Raw genomic sequence first — 17915 nt, 5'->3', positions numbered from 1 at the left:
GCGTCAGCCCGAGGGTGCACGCCCGGCCGCGGCACGTCCGGCATCCGCCCCGGCCGCAGCCCCACGTCCGCCGCTGACGCCCCGGCCGTCCACGGGTGAGCCGCGCAAGACCATCACGGCCGATACGCGCAAGCCCCGCGATCTCAACTTCATGGCCCGACCGGCCCCGGCGCCCGAGCCGGAGAAGAGTGCGACGCCCGCGACCGCGGCGCGTCCCGCCGGTGCGGCCGCCACGGCGCGTCCCGCCGGTCGCGGCGCCCAGACCAACGACGACGAGTCCGAGACGAAGCGGGTGATCCGCCGTCCCGGCATGCCGCTCAAGATCATCACCCCGCCCAAGACCCCGAAGTCGCCGGGCGGCGACCGCAACCGCGGCCGTCTGACCATTGCCACCGCGACGTCGGGCGAGGACGAGCGCACGCGCTCGGTCGCCTCGTTCCGCCGCCGCCAGCAGCGGATGAGCGGTCGGGGTCACGTCGAACAGAAGGAAAAGCTGTCCCGCGAGGTGACGATCCCCGAGACGATCACCATCCAGGAGCTCGCCAACCGCATGTCGGAGCGGGCCGTTGACGTGATCCGCATGCTGATGAAGCAGGGTCAGATCCACAAGATCACCGACGTGATCGATTCGGACACCGCTCAGCTCATCGCCGAGGAACTCGGTCATACCGTCCGCCGCGTCGCCGAGTCCGACGTCGAGGAGGGACTGTCGTCCGACGAGCCGGATCTGGAGGAGGATCTCGATCCCCGTCCGCCTGTGGTCACCATCATGGGCCACGTCGACCACGGCAAGACGTCGCTACTCGACGCGATCCGCAAGGCGAACGTTGTCGAGGGCGAGGCCGGCGGCATCACCCAGCACATCGGCGCCTATCAGGTCGCGGCTCCGTCCGGCGACATGGTCACCTTCATCGACACCCCGGGCCACGCGGCGTTCACGTCGATGCGCGCCCGCGGCGCCAAGGTCACCGACATCGTGGTGATCGTGGTGGCGGCCGATGACGGCGTCATGCCCCAGACCATCGAGGCCATCCAGCACGCCAAGGCGGCCGGCGTCCCGATGATCATCGCGGTCAACAAGATCGACAAGCCGGACGCGAAGCCGGAGCGGGTCCGCACGGAGCTGCTCCAGCACGACATCCAGGTCGAGTCGATGGGCGGTGAGACCCTCGAGTTCGAGGTCTCGGCCAAGACCGGCGCCGGTGTCCCGGAGCTTCTGGAGGGTATCCAGATCCAGGCTGAGATCATGAACCTGCGCGCCAATGAGAAGCGCGACGGTGAGGGCACGGTCATCGAGGCCCAGCTCGACCGCGGTCGCGGCCCTGTGGCCACGGTCCTGGTCCAGCGCGGCACCCTGTTCACCGGTGACATCGTCGTGGCGGGCGCCGAGTGGGGCCGCGTGCGCGCCCTGATCGACGACCTCGGCGAGAACGTCCAGTATGCCGGCCCTTCGGTGCCGGTGGAGGTGCTGGGCTTCAACGGGACGCCCGATGCCGGCGACCGCGTGACCGTGGTCCCGAGCGAGGCCCGCGCCCGTGAGGTCACCGAGTACCGCGCCCGCCAGAAGCGCGAGCGCCAGAACGCCCGGACCGGCGGTGCCAACCGTTCGCTGGTCGACATGATGCGCGACCTCAAGGAAGGCGCTGGTCGCAAGGAGCTGCCAGTCGTCATCAAGGGCGACGTGCAGGGCTCGGTGGAGGCGATCTCGGGTGCGCTCGAGAAGCTCGGCAACGACGAGGTTGCGGCCCGCATCCTCCTGTCGGGCGTCGGCGGCATCACCGAATCGGACATCACCCTGGCACAGGCCTCCAAGGCGGTGGTGATCGGCTTCAACGTCCGTGCCCTCAAGGAGGCCCGCGAGGCCGCCGAGCGGGCCGGCATCGAGATCCGGTACTACAACATCATCTACGACCTCGTGGACGACATCAAAGCCACGCTGTCGGGGATGCTGCCGCCGACCCTGCGGGAGGACCGGCTCGGCGAGGCGACCATTCAAGAGGTCTTCGAGGTCTCGAAGGTCGGCAAGGTCGCGGGTTGCCGCGTCACCGACGGCACCGTGGAGCGCGGCGCCCATGTCCGCCTCATCCGCGACAGCGTCGTGATCCACGAGGGCAAGCTCAAGACCCTCAAGCGCTTCAAGGACGACGCGAAGGAAGTCACCTCCGGTCAGGAGTGCGGCATGGCCTTCGAGAACTTCGAGAACATGCGCGCGGGCGACGTCATCGAGTGCTACCGGGTCGAGGAGATCCGCCGGACCCTCTGAGACCCCGGACACTTCCGGACAGGGCGGCCGCGGCACCTGCCGCGGCCGTCTTTTCTTTTTTCAGGACGGGAGCCGGCCGTCCCCGCGCCGGTCCGAGACAGAATGGCCCAGAAACCGACCTCCACCGGCCCCTCGCAGCGCCAGCAGCGCGTGGCCGAACTCGTGCGCCACGCCCTCGCCGAGGTGCTCCAGCGCGGCGACATCCAGGACCCGGTGCTCGGCACGCATGTCGTGACCGTGCCGGAGGTGCGGATGTCGCCCGATCTGAAGCTCGCCACCGCCTACGTGATGCCGCTCGGCGGCCTCGACGAGGCGCCGGTGATCGCCGCCCTGGAGCGCCACCGGAAGGTGCTGCGCCAGGAGGTGGCGCGGCGGGTGAACCTGAAATTCGCGCCGGAGCTGCGCTTCCGGCGCGACGAGACCTTCGACGAGGCGGCGCGCATCGACCGGCTGCTGCGGGACGAGCGGGTTCAGCGCGACCTCGAGCCTGGGCAAGAGGACGACGAACCGGGGACCGGGACGGGACATTGAGTCCCGAGACCAAGCAGTAAAGGGACGGGGCAACGACCCCGGGGGACACGCGGACATGACGGTTTCCATGGAAGATTTCCCGCCGGCCGAGCGCGCGGCTCCGGTGCCGAGCGCCGAGCACCGCGGGGCGGAGGACCGCCGCCCGCAGCGCGGCCCGCGTCCCGACCGCCCGAAGCGTCGGGATGTCTCGGGCTGGGTGATCCTCGACAAGCACGTCGGCATGACCTCGACCCATGCGGTCGCGGTGGTGAAGCGCGCCTTCAACGCCAAGAAGGCCGGCCATGCCGGCACCCTCGACCCGCTGGCCTCCGGCATCCTGCCGATCGCCCTCGGCGAGGCGACCAAGACGGTCCCGTTCGTCATGGACGGTCGGAAGGCCTACCGGTTCACCGTGCAGTGGGGCGTCGAGACCGACACCGACGACGCCGAGGGGCGTCCCGTGGCGACCAGCGACGCCCGTCCGGACCGGGCGGCGGTCGAGGCGGCGCTGCCGGCTTTCGTCGGGGCGATCGAGCAGGTGCCGCCGCGCTACTCCGCCATCAAGATCCAGGGCGAGCGCGCCTACGATCTGGCCCGCGAGGGCGAGATCGTGGAGCTGGTCGCCCGCCCGGTTCAGATCGACCGGCTCGCGGTGGTCGAGCATGATGGCGAGCGCACGGTGATCGAGGCCGAATGCGGCAAGGGGACCTACGTCCGCGCCCTCGCCCGCGACCTGGGCCGCATGCTCGGCTGCTACGGTCACGTCTCGGCCCTGCGCCGCACCCGCGTCGGGCCGTTCTCGGAAGCCGAGTCCTGCCCCGTCTCGGCTCTGACCGACGGCACGCCGGAGGCTGCGCTCGCCCACCTGCGTCCGGTGGAGACGGCCCTCGATGCCATTCCGGAAGTCGCGGTCTCCCGCGATCTCGGTCTGCGTCTGATGCGCGGCCAGCCGGTGATCCTGCGGGGCCGGGACGCCCCAGTGGCCGGTAAGGCGTTCGCGACCTGCGCCGGCATCCTGGTCGCCGTGGGCGACGTGGAGCGCGGCGAGCTGATCCCGCACCGGGTGTTCCATCTCGGCGGCACGGCCCCGGGCCGCAATGTCTGAACCTGCCTCTCCGCACCGCCGAGCCCGGCGCGTGCGGGACGCCGGCCGGTCCAAGGTAGGCTGAGTCGCGAGCGCGCGGGCGGAACGAACCCGGGCCGCGCCGCTTTGGCTCCGGCGGACGGCCCGGGACGATGATGCGCGACCTCGACTGCGACGTGGCCGTGATCGGGGCCGGAACGGCCGGCCTCGCGGTGCATCGTGCCGCGACCGCGGCCGGTGCCCGCGCCCTCCTGATCGAGCGGGGGGCCGGGCGGAACGACCTGTGCCCGGGTCGGCTCATGCCCTCCAAGATGCTGATCGCCGCCGCGGCCGCCGCCAACGCGGCGCGCAGGGCCGACCAGTTCGGCATCCGCGTGTCCGGAATCTCCGTCGATGGCCCCGCCGTGCTGGAGCGTGTCCGCTTCGTCGCCAGCGCCTTCGAGGGGCTGGACGCGCTGCCGGAGGAGGCCCGGATCGGTGGCAGCGCGCGCTCCGTCGACGGCCGGACCCTGGTGAACGGGGATCGCGCCCGGATCCGGTTCCGCGCCCCTCGTCCTCGCTACCGGGTCGAGCCCGGGCGTCCCGAAGCCGCTACAGGGGCCTGGCGACCGCCTCCTGACCACCGACACCCTGTTCGAAATCCCCGATTTGCCGGAACCGCTCGTCATCCGCTGGGCCGGCGCCGCTGGGATCGCGATCGCCCAGGCAAGGGCGCGGCTCTGTGTCCGCGTCAGGGTGATCGATTCCGATCAAGGCACAGCCCGCATCGAGAGGTTGAATCACGGCGGAATACGGATCTGGGCCGACCGCAGGGGACGCTCGCTCGGGGGCGAAATGCTCGGCCCCACCGTGGAGTACCTTGCGCATTTCTTGATCTATGTTCTTGCCGAGGGCGCCACAGGGCGGAGCCTGTGCCAAAGTCCGGCTGATCGCCCCACCTATCATCCTACAGTTGAGGAAGGACTTAGGAGCGCTATCTCTGACATCAGACACAGAATTTACGAGTCTTGATCCTGTTACCACAGCGATCATTGCACTCGGACAATCACATCGTCATATCCATCGCATGAACCGCTTCCGCCCCTGATGCCGCTGAGCCCGGCCACCGATAAAGGCGTCGACCTCGACGTGCTCGCCCTCGATGCGATCGATCGCCTGGATCAGGGCGTGATCGGTCTCGACGAGACGGGCGCGGTCGTCGCGTTCAGCGAAGGCGCGAGCGCGATCTCCGGCTTCTCGCGGGACGCCGTCCTGGGGCGCAACTACTTCCGCGATGTGATGCCGGGCACCAACGTCCCGGGCTTTCGGGGCCGGTTTCTCGCCGGCGCCCGTCGCGGCGGCCTGGACGAGAGTTTCGATTACGTTTTCGGACGACTGCCGCAGCCCTTGCGCGCGCGAGTACACATGCGTCACGGGACGATCGCGGACGGTCGTCCGGTGACGTGGCTGACGATCGATCCGCTGGAGAGCCTCGGGGCCGGCCTGTCGCGGGAGGCTGTGATGGCCGCGATCGGGCAGCGCGTCCGGGCCGAGCCTGTGGATGCCAGCCTCTGCGAGCGCGAGCCGATCCACATTCCGGGTTCGATCCAGCCCAATGCCGTGATGCTGGCGGCCGATGCCGCGACCCTGCTGGTCGTCGCCTACTCAGCCAACGTGTCCGAGATCGTCGATCCGGTCGAGCCGCCGCTGGCCGGTCGGCCGCTCGTCGATGTCCTGTCGGCGGATTTTGTCGCGGCGGTTCGGGCGCGCCTCGCGGCCGGGACGCTGGACGAGGGCCATTCGGTCCGCCGACGGCTGGTCCTTCCGGGTCGCGACACGCCCTACTACGCCGTCGCTCACGCCCATGCCGGGCGCCTGATCGTCGAGTTGGAGCTGGAGCCGGACGCGGCCGACGATTTCGCCACCGCCAGCCAGATCGATACCGAACTTGCCGTCGGACGCCTGCGCGCCGCCGAGACCCTGGCGGATGCCGCCCGGATCGCCGCCCTGGAGATTCGTGCGCTCACCGGTTTCGAGGCGGTTCTGGTCTACCGGTTCGATGCGGACTGGAACGGCGAGGCCGTGGCCGAGGACAAGGCGCCCGACTGGTCGCGCAGCCTGCTCGGCCTCCGCTTCCCAGCCTCCGATATTCCGGCCCAGGCCCGCGCCCTCTACACCAAGGCCAAGAGCCGTTTCGTCATCGACCGCGACAGCGTGCCGGTCGGGCTGGTCTCGGCCCCCGGCGCCGGCAACGGCCCGGTCGACCTGACCTTCGCCCAGCACCGCACGCTCTCGCCGATCCATCTGGAGTATCAGCGCAACCTCGGCGTGAACGGCTCGATGTCGATCTCGATCATGGTCGACGGGCGGCTCTGGGGCCTGATGATCGGGCACCATCGCCGGCCCCACTACGTCACGCCGGAGACGCGCGCGGCCGCCACGGTGCTCACCGACGCCTTCGCCATGCGGGTGCAGGAGATCGAGTCCCGCCGGCTCTGGGCCGAGCGGCAGGCGCATCTCGATGTCGAGGGGCGCCTCGTGCGCGGCCTGACCCGTTCCGACGACTTCGTGGCCGCACTGGCCGGCGGGACGACGACGCTGCTCGACCTGTTCAACGCCACCGGCGCCGGGGTCGTCTCGGGCACGCGGGTCACGCTGATCGGTCGGACGCCGCCCTCCGACGAGGTATCGGCGATCGCGGCCTGGCTGCGGACGCGCGTGCCGGCCGGCGAGTTCGGCTTCAGCAGCGACAGCTTCACGGCCGACTATCCGGAGGCCGGGCCGTATCGGGAGATCGCCAGCGGCCTGCTGGCCACCTTCGTCGACGCCTCCCGCGAGAACCTGCTGCTCTGGTTCCGGCCGGAGGTCCCCAGCACGGTCACCTGGGGCGGCGACCCGCGCAAGCCCGTGCTCGCCGGCAGCGGTCCCGTGGCGGTGCTGCCGCGCCGCTCCTTCGAGCGCTGGGTCGAGGAGCGCACCGGGTTCGCCGCGCCGTTCGCGGAATGGCAGGTCCAGCTCGCCGGCTCCCTGGCGGAAGCGGTCGAGGGCGTCGTGCTGCGGCAGCGGCGCAAGATCGACGAGCTCACCAGCCTGCTCGCCGAGAAGGAGCGCCTGCTCGAGCAGAAGGATCTGCTCACGCGGGAGATCGACCACCGGGTGAAGAACTCCCTGCAGATCGTGTCGGCCTTCCTGCAGATGCAGCGCCGCCAGATCGCCGACGGCGCGGCGCGGCAGGCTTTCGCCGACACTTCGGCCCGGGTGATGAGCGTCGCGCGGGTCCATGACAGCCTGTATCAGGCCGAGCGGTTCGACGAGGTCGATCTCGGCCAGACCATCGAGAGCCTGTGCAACGACCTCGCGGGCCTCGCCGGCGACGGGCACGCCGTCGACCTCTCGGCGGAGCCCGGCCTGATGGTGCCCTATCGCAAGGCGGTGGCGCTCTCGCTGATCGCCACAGAACTCGTCACCAACGCCTTCAAATACGCGGCCAATCCGGCGGGCGGCGGCCGCGTCGAGGTCAGCGTCTCCGCCTCCGCACCGGGCGAGATCCAGCTGCGGGTCTGCGACGACGGCCGCGGCCTGCCCGACGACTGGGCGGATGCCAGGGCACGGGGCAAGGGGTCGGGCCTGGGCATGAAGCTGATCCGGGCGATGCTCGACCAGATCAACGCGACGCTCACGGTCGCGAACACGCCCGGCGCCTGCTTCACGATCACCGCGTGATGGCGCGCGATGGCCTGCATGCGCGGCTGCGCGCGGCGACCGATCCAGCCCACAAGGCCCTGGAGGCGTCCCTCGACTGGCAGGCGCGGGTCGCGACGCTGAGCGGCTATCGCGATCTGCTGGGGCGCCTCTACGGGTTCCACGCGGTCTGGGAGGCCGCCATCGGCGACGGCCTCGCCGACGAGCCCTTCCTGGAGCCCCGCCGTCGCCTCGCACGGCTCACCGCCGATCTCGCGCAACTCGGCCTCGCGCCCTCGGCGATCGCGGGGCTCCCACGGCCAATCCCGCCGGTGCTCGACGGACCGGCCGCGGCCACGGGGGCGCTCTACGTGCTGGAGGGATCGACGCTCGGCGGCCAGCTGATCGGCCGGCACATCGCCGGGCTTCACGGCTTCACGGAGAACGGGCTCGGCTATTACCGGGCGCACGGGGCCGCCTCCGGGGCGATGTGGGCGGCCTTCCGGAAACGCCTGGAGGTTTTCGGCGACGACCCGGCCGCGGAGGCCGCGCTCACCGGGGCGGCCGTGTCGACCTTCGCGGCGATGCGCGCGTGGCTCTGCCACGTCCCGGAGATTCCGGCCGCCCCCTGAGGCGCTCAGGCCCGTCCGAGGGCGTCCCGCTCCGCCGCCAGATGGACCATCAGCCGCTCGACGAGGCGCCCCGGCGGCCGGCCTGCCGGCCGCACCAGCAGGGTCTCGATCGGGATCTCGGGTCTGAAAGGCCGCAGCACGATCGGCAGGCCGCCGAGCGCTCGCGCCGGGACGGGGTCGACGATGGCGGCACCGAAGCCCTCGGCGACGAGCCCGCAGCGGGCCGCCGTGTATTCGGCCATGAGGGCGAAGTGCGGAGTCGCGCCGGCGCTCGCGAAGGCTGCCTCGGTCGCCGCCTGCACGGGGCTGGACCCGGCCGCAATCAGGGGTAGCCCGTCGAGATCCGCCGCCGTGACGGTGCGCCTGCGGGCGAGGACATGGCCGCGGGGCAGCGCGCACACGGCCGCGACCCGCAGGAACGGTTCGGCGATCACGCCCGCATGGCCGGAGCGCGGCCGGGCGAGGCCGAGATCGCACTGGCCAGAGGCGGCCCAGGACCAGATCGTGTCCGGGCTCGGCACGTGGACGGAGACGCGGATGCCGGGGCATTCCGCGTCGAGCCGGCGGATCGCGCGGGGCAGGAGACCGGCAGCCAGGGACGGCTGGCAGGCGACGCGCAGCGCGCCGGTTCCACGCTCGCGGATCCGGCCCGCGGCTTGCCGCAGATGGTCGAGCCCCGCGAAGGTCTGTGCGACCTCGTGGGCGAAGGCCTCGCCCTCCGGCGTCGGGAATGCGCTGCCGTGCCCGCGCACGAACAGGGCGAAGCCGAGATCCGCCTCGAGCTGCGCGATGGCGCGGCTGATGTGCGGCTGCCCGACGCCCAGGGCTTCGGCGGCGCGGGTCATGCCACCATGGCGCATCACGGCGCGGAACAGGTCGAGATGCGCGGGGCTCATCATGCCGATCGTGCATGGACAAGAGATTACGCGGCATTTGACGGCATGGGCGGGACGGGCTGTCAATGACAGCCCACATCCTGACCCAAGAGGCCTGTCCCCCGATGCTCGCCTTCGCGATTCCCGCCCTGCTGGCCGTCCTGGCAGGGGCCGGCCTCGTCCTGCAGCAGATCCTCAACGCGAACCTGCGCGCGGGGCTCGACTCCGCGTCCTGGGCCGGGTTCTCCAGCTACGCCGTCGGCCTCGCCTGCATGGCGCTTCTGGCCGCCGCCCTGCGCGATCCCGCGCCGGCGGTGAGCGTGGCGGGGCGGATCCCGTGGTGGACCTGGAGCGGCGGCCTGTTCGGCGCGCTGTTCATCGGCCTTGCGATCCTGCTCGTCCCGAAGCTCGGCGCCGCGACCTTCTTCGCCCTCCTGGTCACGGGCCAGATGCTCGCCTCGGTGGTGTTCGATCAGGTCGGCCTGCTCGGCCTGACGCAGCGGTCCATCGACCTTCCGCGCCTCCTCGGGATCGTGCTCCTCGTCGGCGGTGTCGTGCTGATCCGCCGCTGAGGCGTTCCGATCGCGACCAGGAAACGCCGCCTGTCCCGCGGGCGGCGGTCCCCGCGGGAGCGGGAGCCACTCCGGAAGACCGGCGCGCCGGGTCAGACCGTCTCCGCCAGCAGACCCTCGACGAAGGGGGCGAGGCCGGTGCGGCGGCCGCGCCGGAGCCGCTCGGCGGCCAGGATCCCCTGGAGGGCCTTGAAGGCGTTCTGCAGGTCGTCGTTGACGATGACGTAGTCGTACTCGACCCAGCGCTGGATCTCGGTCCGGGCGTTGGCGAGGCGCTTCTCGATCGTCTCGGCGGAATCTTCGGCCCGGCGCTCCAGACGCTGGCGCAACTCGGCCATGCTGGGGGGCAGGATGAAAACGGTCACCACATCCTGCGCGAGCTTGGAGCGCACCTGCCGCGTGCCCTGGTAGTCGATGTCGAAGATCATATCCCGGCCGGAGCCGAGCACCTTCTCCACCGGCCGCCGGGGGGTGCCATAGAAATTGCCGTGCACCTCCGCCCATTCGAGCAGGTCGTCGCGGTTGCGCAGGTCGTCGAACGCCTCGCGATCGATGAAGTGGTAGTGCCGCCCGTCGATCTCGGAGGGCCTTCGCCCCCGGGTGGTCACGGAGATCGACAGGTCCAGCGCCCAACTCGGATCCTGGGCGATCGCCCGTGTCAGGGTGGTCTTCCCCGCCCCGGAGGGCGAGGACAGGATCAGGATCAATCCGCGCCGCGCGATGGAATCCGAGACGCTCCCGGGCTGGTCGGTCATGCGCGTGGCTCCGCGGCGTGTCGCATCCGTATCCTCACGTCCCGATCGCTTGTCATTCGATGTTCTGCACCTGCTCGCGGAACTGCTCGACCACGGCCTTCAGGTCGAGTCCGATCCGCGACAGGCTGATGTCGTTGGCCTTCGCGCCCAGGGTGTTGGACTCGCGGCCGAATTCCTGGGCCAGGAAGTCCAGGCGCCGGCCGATCGCGCCGCCGGCCGCCAGAAGCTCCCGGGCGCTCGCCACGTGGGCGCGGAGCCGGTCGAGTTCCTCGCGCACGTCGGCCTTGGCGGCGAGCAGCATCGCCTCCTGGTGAAGGCGGTCCGGATCGAGCCCGCTGCCGCCCAGGGCCTGGATGGCGGCGGCCAGCCGCGCCTGGACCGCCGCAGGCTGCCGCGCCGGGTTGTCCTCGGCGGCCTGGGTCAGGGCGTCGATCCGGTCGATCTGGGCGGTGACGAAGTGCGCGAGCTGCCGCCCCTCGGCGCGGCGGGCCTCGACCAGATCGGCGACGAGGCGGACCACGCCCGCGGCGAGGTCGCGGGCGAGGGATTCGGTGTCCGCCGCCTCGTCCTCGACCTCGATCACGCCGCGCACGCCGAGCAGCCCGTCCAGGGTGGCGGGGGCGACGCCCTCGGGGACCGGCACCCGGGCGATCGCCTGAGCGAGGCTCGCCAGCAGGGCCTCGTTGATCCGCACCCGGGTCGCGCCCTCGGGCTTGGTGAGCGTGAGGGTCAGCTGACACTGGCCGCGGATCAGGGTCTTCTGCAAGGCGGTCCGGGCGGTCTCGCCGAGTCCGTCATAGCCCGCCGGCACCCGGGTGCGCACGTCGAGGCCGCGCCCGTTGACCGAACGGACCTCCCAGGCCCAGTGCACCGGCCCGGTGGTGCCCGCCGTCCGGGCGAACCCGGTCATGCTCGCGATCTGGGCCATGCCGACCCCCATTCCCATGAAGATCGGGGCCTGTAGCACGGATCTCTCCACTGGGAAGTGGGCGGTCGCCGCGACGGAGCCGCCGCGCTTCGGGTCGGCCCCCCTCGCGGCCCGGCTTACGCCGCCCGCTCAGCGCGTGCGCGCCGGAATCGCAGCCGATCGGCGGTGCCCGTTCATCCCCGCGGGCGCGCGTCCGGCGAGACAGGGCGCGCGGCGGTGCCGCCCCGTGTCATCCCGGCGGCCCGCTGGCAGCGCCGACTATGTGGGGGCCGGGCGGTCTCGGAAACACCGCGGTCTGCGACATGTCCCGCCGACCTGTGCGACGTCGCGCTCAAGCACGTTCAGGCGCGACATCTGCGCGCATGACGCGATCCTAAGATGGTCGAGGCTCTAGGCGCATGCGCCTGGCCCGCATCCCCGTGGCGTGTGGCCGATCCGGATCACCAAGTTTCGACTTTCACATCCGACGACCAGCATTGCATTTCACGGGCAAGTTGTGTTCGAACGAAGATATCGTTTCCGCAAGCGTTCGGACGGTGCATGCCGCGATCATCATTGCAAAGGGCCGCGCTGACACCGTTCGGGATGTCGGCGCTGGGCGTCGGTATCTGGGAGGACATACCGCATGCCGGGCGAATGCGCGGAGATGCGACGATGGCTCGGATCTTTGGGCTGGCCGAGGCCGACGCGGCGGAGGGCGTCACGTGGGAGCAGCTCTCCGCGATCTTCCATCCGGAGGATCTCGCCCGGGCTCAAATGCAGCGCCGGCGCGTCCGCGAGGAGGGCGGCCTCTTCGCCTGGGAGCATCGAATCATCCCGGCGCCGGGGGTCGTGCGCTTGGTTCTGGCGCGCGGCCGGTTCGAGCGTCGCTCGGACGGGCGCATGCATGGCCGTGGCATCGTGATCGACATCACCGACAGCCCGTTCGAGCCTCCGGCCGGCTTTCTCGAGGCGCCCAGCACGCACGGCACCGTCGTCGAGCAGATGGCGGATTACGCCATGCGCCTGTGGGAGCTGATGGCCGATCTCGAGCTAGAGGCGGCGCATCGCATGCAGCCCTTGATCGAGCCGTTGCTCTACGAGCTGGGGCGGCAGATCGCGGCCTCCCTGTCGCCCGCATCCCTCGACGTGCCGAGGCAACCGCGGAACCCGAGGGCGCATTGAGGCTCCGGCGACGGGATCGTCCCGGCGCCGGAGCCGGCGGCCACGGTCCCGGACGATGCTCTAGCGGCGACCCCGGGGCGCGGGGGCCGGCTCGCTCAGGCTCGGCACTGACTTCGGCGAGCCCAGATCGTAGCTGCGGTTCTTGAGCGGATCGAGGCGCGTCCCCTCGGAGGCATCGAAGGCGCGGGATCCCGGCGTGCCGGAATCGAGGGCGATGGCCGCGTTCGTGTTGATCCCGTTGCCGGCGGGCGCGTAGGCCGAGGCGCGGCCCGGCGTCGCCGAATCGGGACCCGGCTCGACCTTGTCGACGGCGTCCGGCGGCGCCTGCCGGCCCTTCTCCACCGCCCGCCAGCGGGCGACGTTGCGCTGGTGCGCCTCGAGTGAGTCGGCGAAGGCGTGGCCGCCGCTGCCGTCCGCCACGAAGTAGAGGTCCTTGGTCCGCGACGGGTTGGCCACGGCTTCCAGGGCAGCCCGGCCGGGATTGGCGATCGGGCCCGGCGGCAGGCCTTCGATCACGTAGGTGTTGTACGGCGTCGGCCGGTCGATCTCGGAGCGCAGGATGCCGCGTCCCAGGGTGCCGCGCCCGCCCACGAGGCCGTAGACGATGGTCGGGTCGGATTGCAGCTTCATCCGCTTGTTGAGGCGGTTGATGAAGACGCCGGCGACCCGGGGCCGCTCGTCGGCACGGCCGGTCTCCTTCTCGACGATCGAGGCGAGGGTGACCATCTCGGCCGGGGTCCGCACCGGCACCTCGGCGCTGCGCCGCAGCCAGATCTGGTTCAGCACCTCGCGTTGCTTGGCCTTCATCAGGTTGACGATCTGCTGCCGCGTCGCCCCGCGCTCGAACTTGTAGGTGTCGGGCAGGAGCGAGCCCTCCGCCGGGATCTCGTTGACCTCGCCGGTGAGCACGTCGTTCTCGTTGAGGCGGGTCACGATCTGCTCGGAGGTCAGGCCCTCCGGGAAGGTGATCGCGTGCTGGACCTGCCGGCCGGTGGCGATGGTGTCGAGGGTGTCGGAGACGCTCGCATGCGCCTTGAAGACGTATTCGCCCGCCCGGAGCGCCGGCCGGCCGCCGAAGCGCGCGGCGAACTCGAACAGGCCGGTATGGTCGATCACGCCCTCGCGCTTCAGCGTCTCGGCGATCTCGGCCGTGCCGCTGTGGGTCGGGATCACCACCACCTTGTCGGCCGCGAGGGGACCCGGCTCGCGCACCTGCCGCTGGAACAGCGTGATTCCGATCATCGCCGCGATGGCGATGACCACCGCGAAGGTCAGGGCGCCGCTGACGATGCCGATGAGGCCGCTGCGCGCGCGCTCGGGCTTCTCCGGCGGCGGGGGGGCGGCGGTCGGCTTGATCGCCTCGCCGGGCGAACGCGGCGAGAGCCGCTGCGGCAGGGCGGGCTCGTCCGTCGGATCCTGCGCGGGGGCCTCGGGCGCGGGCGTCTTTGAGCGGCGGAAGAACATCGGGATCCTGTCTGAGCCCGCGCGACCCGTCACGCGCTGCGGGCCGGGATCGGCTGCCCGCAACCGGGTGCGCACGTCGAGGGCTGCGACCCTAGCCGGGTTTGTGGCGAAAATGCCGTTTCGCGCCGCGATCGCGTGCGAAGGACGCCGGTCAGCCCGGCGTCTGGCAGGCGGCGCAGAAGAAGGTCGAGCGGTTGGCCTGAACGATGCGGGTGACCGCGCCGGCGCATCCCGGACGGCTGCAGGGCAGGCCGACCCGGTCATAGACCCGGAAGGCGTGCTGGAACGCGCCGGCGCTGCCATCGGTCTGGGCGTAGTCGCGCAGGGTCGAGCCGCCGGCCTCGACGGCCTCCTCGAGCACCTTCACGATGGCCTTGGCCAGGGCGTTGGCCTTGGCGGTCGGCCGGCCGTCCGGCCGGACGAGGCGCCCGGCCGGGGTCTCGGGATGCAGGCGTGCCCGGTGCAGGGCCTCGCACACATAGATGTTGCCCAGGCCCGCGATGAGGCGCTGATCCAGCAGCGCAGCCTTGAGCGGCGCGAGCTTGTGGCGGAACAGCTGCGCGATCACCGCCCCGGTCAGGCCGTCCAGGGGCTCGATCCCCATCCTGGCGAAGTGGCGGCAGGCGGCGAGGTCCGCGCTCGGCACCAGATCCATGAATCCGAAGCGGCGGGCATCGTTGTAGGTCACCGTGGCACCGGTGCTCATCGCCATGACCACGTGGTCGTGCTTGGGCGTGCCCTGGGCGCCCTCGAGATAGAAATCCCCCGGCGAGAGGTTGCTGCCATCCGGCATGGCCACGTCGAACCGGCCGCTCATGCCGAGATGCATGATCAGCGTCTCGCCCGAATCTAGGTCGGCGGTCAGGTACTTCGCCCGGCGCGCGAGGTCCGTCACGGTGCGGCCCTCCAGCCGGGCGGCGAAGCGCTCCGGGAACGGGAAGCGCAGGTTGGCCCGGCGCAGGGTGACGCGGCTGAAGCGGGCGCCGACCAAAGCGGGCGCCAGCCCGCGCCGCACCGTCTCGACCTCGGGAAGCTCCGGCATCTCTCTCGCGGCTTGCAGGGGCAGCGCTCCGTGCGCTCGCACCGGATATCGGCGGGATCGTCCCGGGCCGCAATGCCGGCGCCCCCGCGCGGTTTGCCGCCCCTCAGCGGCGGCGCAGGCGGACGTAGAGCGCGCCGCCGCCGCCATGGTGGCGCGACGCCTCCTCGAATCCGAGAACGATGCCGTGCAGCTCCGGGCTCCGGAGCCAGTGCGGCACGCTCCGGCGGAGCACGCCCCGTTCGGAGAAGGCGTCCGCGTAGCCCGGGCCGCCCTTGCCGGTGACCACCAGCACGTAGGAATGCCCGGCCGCCCGGGCGCGGAGGAGGAAGCCCGTGAGGGCGGCATGGGCTTCCGTCTGGATCATCCCGTGCAGGTCGATCCGCGCCTCGATCGCCAGCCGGCCCCGGCGCAGGCCCATCTTGGCGTTCCGCTCCAGTCCCGGGCGTGGGACGTGGCGCTGGGGCTGTGCCTGATAGGGCGCGGCGGTCGGCGCGCGCGGCGGCTCCGGGACCGCGGGCGGCTTGGGCGGGGGCTTCGGGCGGCGCGTCTTGGCGACCGGCGCCGCACCGGGCTTCAGGATCGGCGCCGCCAGCGCCGGCATGGTGGCCGTGGGGGCGACGGGGGGCGTGGGGACCTCTCCGGCTTCGGGAGCCGGAGAGGTCCGGCCCGGCAACGGCGTCACCAGCTTGGCGATGGCATCCCAGAGACGGGTCTCCCCGGCGGTGAGGCGGCGCCCGCGGCGCGGGGGCCTCACGGCACGGCTCCCGGGGCAGCGGTCCGCCGCGGCAGCAGGACCACGAAGCCGATGGCGTCGCGCAGATCTCCGGCGACCGCGCCAGCTGCCGCGCCGGTGCCGACGAACAGGTCGCCGCGGGCGGGGCCGACGATCGCCGATCCGGTGTCGGCGGCGATGACGAGGCGCCCGGCCGCCTCCGGGGTCACGCCCGGTGCCTCCTCGGGAAGGCGCCCCGCCAGCCAGAACGGCAGGCCGTAACGCCACAAACTCGAATCCACCGCCAGGCTGCGACCCGGGCTGAGCGGTGCGTTCGCGGCGCCCGGCGGACCGAGGGCCGGGTCCGCCACCGCGGCCAGGCGGAAGAAGATATAGGAGGCGTTGGCCCGGATCAGGCGCTTGGCGGCCTCGGGATGCGCGCGCAGCCAGCCGGTCCAGCGGGCGAGCGTCAGGCCCTCCAGCGGAAGATGACCCTCCTGGACGATGAGCTTGGCCACCGCCGTGTAGGGCCGGCCGTTGCGGCCGTCGTAGAGCACCCGCACCGCGCGCCCGTCGGGCAGCCGGACGCGGCCGGAACCTTGGACCTGCAGGACCAGCAGGTCGACGGCGTCCCGGAGCCACAGGATCGGCTTCGCCTGCGCCCCGAGGGCGCCGTCGTCGATCGCGGCGCGGTCGGGGTAGGGCGCGAAGCCCTCCGGGGTGGCACGGGCTGCGCGCAGCCCCGCGTCGAGTCCCGGGCGCGTCTCCCCCGGCCCGAAGGAGACGAGGTCGTCGGGACGGGCGAGAACCGGCGTCGGAAAGTCGGGTCCGGGCGCGAGGGAGCCGGACAGTTCGGGCTCGAAATAGCCGGTCAGGAAGCCGGGCCGGTCCGCGCCCGGCCGTTCGATCCGGAAGGCCTCGAACCGGTCGCGGAAGAACGTGGCGGCCTCCGTCGCGGGATCGGCGGCGGCCGCGCACGCCTCCCGCAGGGCCGCCGGATCGCCCGCGACGGCGGCGGGCTGGGGCAGGGTAGGGGGCGGCGCGGCGCAGACCCTGCGGAACGCTTCCAGGGCGGCTGCGGGCTCGGAGCCGGGAAAGCCCGGCAGGTCCGTCACGGCGACGGGCGTCAGGGCCGCGTCGCCCACCGCCGCCGGTGCGGCGGAGACGGACGGGTTCAGGAGGAGCGCGAGGAGAACGGCCGGGAGAATTCCGGACCGGGCGCGGGACATCGGCACGGCGAGACTGTCACGGTACGGATGTCACGGCCTCAGGCGCCGGCCTCGGTGGCCACGAGCTGCCAGTTCGGATCGCGCGAGCCGAGGGTGCGGGCGAAGGTCCAGACGTCCGGCACCTCGACCACGGTCTCGGCGCTGCCGTCCACGACCTTCCCCTCCGCGTTGCGGGTGGCGGTGATCAGGTTCGACAGGAAGCGCACGGTCACGTGCGCCACGCGGTTGCGGACATCGACGGCCACGATCTCCGCCTTGTCGATCGAGACGAAGGTGGTCTCCAGGGTCTGCCGGGTTCGCTCGCGTTCGGCGATCGCCCGCTCGAAGGCCTCACCGACCTCCTTCGACAGGAGGCCGCGCAGGGTCTTCCGGTCGCCCTTGGCGAAGGCGATCATGATGGCTTCGTAGGCGGATTTGGCCCCTTCGACGAAGGCGCGCGGATCGAAGCTCGGCTCCGCCTGGACGCAGGCCTCGAGGCCGCGGGCGACCTCGGATCCCGGCTCGGCGATGCCGCGCCAGTCCCGCGGGGCGGCGGTCGGCGGCGGCGCGGCCTGAACCCGATCGGCGCCGGGCAGGCGCACGACGTTGTCGCCGTCCGAACGGGCCTGCGGCTCGGTGCGGCTGCGGTCGACCGGTTTGAAGGGCGAGCGTTCGGCCCCGGTCTTCTGGCCGAGCACCGAGCGCAACCGCCAGATCACGAAGACGGCCAGCGCCAGGAAGATGATCGTCGTAACGTCGAAACTGTCCTGCATCACCGATCCGATGGTGGCCGCGGCGAGACCCTGCGCCCCTTGCTCAGGTCAGGCCCGGTGCGGCGCCGGCAAAGCGCGCATAATTCAGGCCGACTCATATCCGACCAACGCGCCGGGAGCGAGCCGGTTGTATCCGGAGGTCGACTGATCCCGCACGCGGATGCGATATGGGTTGCGGATGCCGCCAGCGCCAGCGTCGCGCCAGCTCGCTTGTCCAGGCTCAGTGCGCGTGTTAGCGGCCCTGCCGTTTGGGGCAGTTCCTCGGCGCGATCC

At 71.8% G+C, this 17915-nt stretch carries 16 protein-coding genes; 8 read left to right on the top strand and 8 right to left on the bottom strand.

Features of this window, described 5'->3' with window-relative positions; genetic code table 11:
• The 6 genes from infB to ACXJKQ_RS02725 all read left to right on the top strand — a co-directional run.
• Nucleotides 1-2263, top strand: a 2263-nt coding sequence (gene infB, locus ACXJKQ_RS02750; protein WP_457104231.1) for a translation initiation factor IF-2, incomplete at its 5' end; no start/stop codon positions are given.
• A 102-nt stretch (nucleotides 2264-2365) separates the two neighbouring features.
• Nucleotides 2366-2794 carry a 30S ribosome-binding factor RbfA gene (gene rbfA / locus ACXJKQ_RS02745; RefSeq protein WP_457104230.1) on the top strand — a complete coding sequence of 143 codons (429 nt, stop codon included), beginning with the start codon at nucleotides 2366-2368 and terminating at the stop codon, nucleotides 2792-2794.
• Between the two features lie 55 nt (nucleotides 2795-2849).
• The gene (gene truB, locus ACXJKQ_RS02740; RefSeq protein WP_457104229.1) at nucleotides 2850-3878 is read left to right on the top strand and encodes a tRNA pseudouridine(55) synthase TruB; all 1029 of its coding nucleotides are present in this window, start codon (nucleotides 2850-2852) and stop codon (nucleotides 3876-3878) included.
• Nucleotides 3879-4009: 131 nt separating this feature from the next.
• Complete coding sequence (locus ACXJKQ_RS02735) at nucleotides 4010-4786, top strand: FAD-dependent oxidoreductase (RefSeq protein ID WP_457104228.1); 777 nt, start codon at nucleotides 4010-4012, stop codon at nucleotides 4784-4786.
• Nucleotides 4787-4943: 157 nt separating this feature from the next.
• Nucleotides 4944-7559, top strand: coding sequence for a histidine kinase dimerization/phosphoacceptor domain -containing protein (locus ACXJKQ_RS02730; protein ID WP_457104227.1), 2616 nt, complete (start codon nucleotides 4944-4946; stop codon nucleotides 7557-7559).
• Nucleotides 7559-8149 carry a biliverdin-producing heme oxygenase gene (locus ACXJKQ_RS02725; protein ID WP_457104246.1) on the top strand — a complete coding sequence of 197 codons (591 nt, stop codon included), beginning with the start codon at nucleotides 7559-7561 and terminating at the stop codon, nucleotides 8147-8149. Before ACXJKQ_RS02730 ends, ACXJKQ_RS02725 begins: the two co-directional genes overlap by 1 nt.
• Nucleotides 8150-8154: 5 nt before the next feature.
• On the opposite strand, the gene ACXJKQ_RS02720 is transcribed toward ACXJKQ_RS02725, so the two are convergent.
• Nucleotides 8155-9048, bottom strand: a complete 894-nt coding sequence (locus ACXJKQ_RS02720) for a LysR family transcriptional regulator (RefSeq protein WP_457104226.1) — start codon at nucleotides 9046-9048, stop codon at nucleotides 8155-8157.
• Nucleotides 9049-9149: 101 nt separating this feature from the next.
• On the opposite strand from ACXJKQ_RS02720, the gene ACXJKQ_RS02715 reads away from it, so the two are divergent.
• Nucleotides 9150-9596, top strand: a complete 447-nt coding sequence (locus ACXJKQ_RS02715; RefSeq protein WP_457104245.1) for a DMT family transporter — start codon at nucleotides 9150-9152, stop codon at nucleotides 9594-9596.
• Between the two features lie 92 nt (nucleotides 9597-9688).
• On the opposite strand, the gene gmk is transcribed toward ACXJKQ_RS02715, so the two are convergent.
• Entirely contained in the window at nucleotides 9689-10351 is a 663-nt protein-coding gene (gene gmk, locus ACXJKQ_RS02710; protein ID WP_457104225.1) for a guanylate kinase, read from the bottom strand.
• Between the two features lie 52 nt (nucleotides 10352-10403).
• Complete coding sequence (locus ACXJKQ_RS02705; protein ID WP_457104244.1) at nucleotides 10404-11279, bottom strand: YicC/YloC family endoribonuclease; 876 nt, start codon at nucleotides 11277-11279, stop codon at nucleotides 10404-10406.
• A gap of 654 nt (nucleotides 11280-11933) precedes the next feature.
• On the opposite strand from ACXJKQ_RS02705, the gene ACXJKQ_RS02700 reads away from it, so the two are divergent.
• Nucleotides 11934-12443 (top strand): PAS domain-containing protein, encoded by a 510-nt coding sequence (locus ACXJKQ_RS02700; protein WP_457104224.1) that lies wholly within the window; start codon nucleotides 11934-11936, stop codon nucleotides 12441-12443.
• Between the two features lie 60 nt (nucleotides 12444-12503).
• Here the strand turns inward: ACXJKQ_RS02700 and mltG are convergent, their stop codons facing one another.
• The 5 genes from mltG to ACXJKQ_RS02675 all read right to left on the bottom strand — a co-directional run bounded on the left by mltG (nucleotide 12504) and on the right by ACXJKQ_RS02675 (nucleotide 17642).
• Nucleotides 12504-13907 carry an endolytic transglycosylase MltG gene (gene mltG / locus ACXJKQ_RS02695; protein WP_457104223.1) on the bottom strand — a complete coding sequence of 468 codons (1404 nt, stop codon included), beginning with the start codon at nucleotides 13905-13907 and terminating at the stop codon, nucleotides 12504-12506.
• Nucleotides 13908-14058: 151 nt separating this feature from the next.
• Nucleotides 14059-14949 carry a bifunctional DNA-formamidopyrimidine glycosylase/DNA-(apurinic or apyrimidinic site) lyase gene (gene mutM / locus ACXJKQ_RS02690; protein WP_457104222.1) on the bottom strand — a complete coding sequence of 297 codons (891 nt, stop codon included), beginning with the start codon at nucleotides 14947-14949 and terminating at the stop codon, nucleotides 14059-14061.
• 103 nt (nucleotides 14950-15052) lie between these two features.
• Entirely contained in the window at nucleotides 15053-15703 is a 651-nt protein-coding gene (locus tag ACXJKQ_RS02685) for a Smr/MutS family protein (RefSeq protein ID WP_457104221.1), read from the bottom strand.
• Nucleotides 15700-16896, bottom strand: coding sequence for an MltA domain-containing protein (locus ACXJKQ_RS02680; protein ID WP_457104220.1), 1197 nt, complete (start codon nucleotides 16894-16896; stop codon nucleotides 15700-15702). Before ACXJKQ_RS02680 ends, ACXJKQ_RS02685 begins: the two co-directional genes overlap by 4 nt.
• A gap of 32 nt (nucleotides 16897-16928) precedes the next feature.
• The gene (locus ACXJKQ_RS02675) at nucleotides 16929-17642 is read right to left on the bottom strand and encodes a Tim44/TimA family putative adaptor protein (protein WP_457104219.1); all 714 of its coding nucleotides are present in this window, start codon (nucleotides 17640-17642) and stop codon (nucleotides 16929-16931) included.
• Nucleotides 17643-17915: the final 273 nt, after the last annotated feature.

Source organism: Methylobacterium sp. P5_C11 (assembly GCF_054049775.1).
Note: the sequence above shows the minus strand (reverse complement) of the source record. Positions and strands in the feature narration are given on the sequence as shown.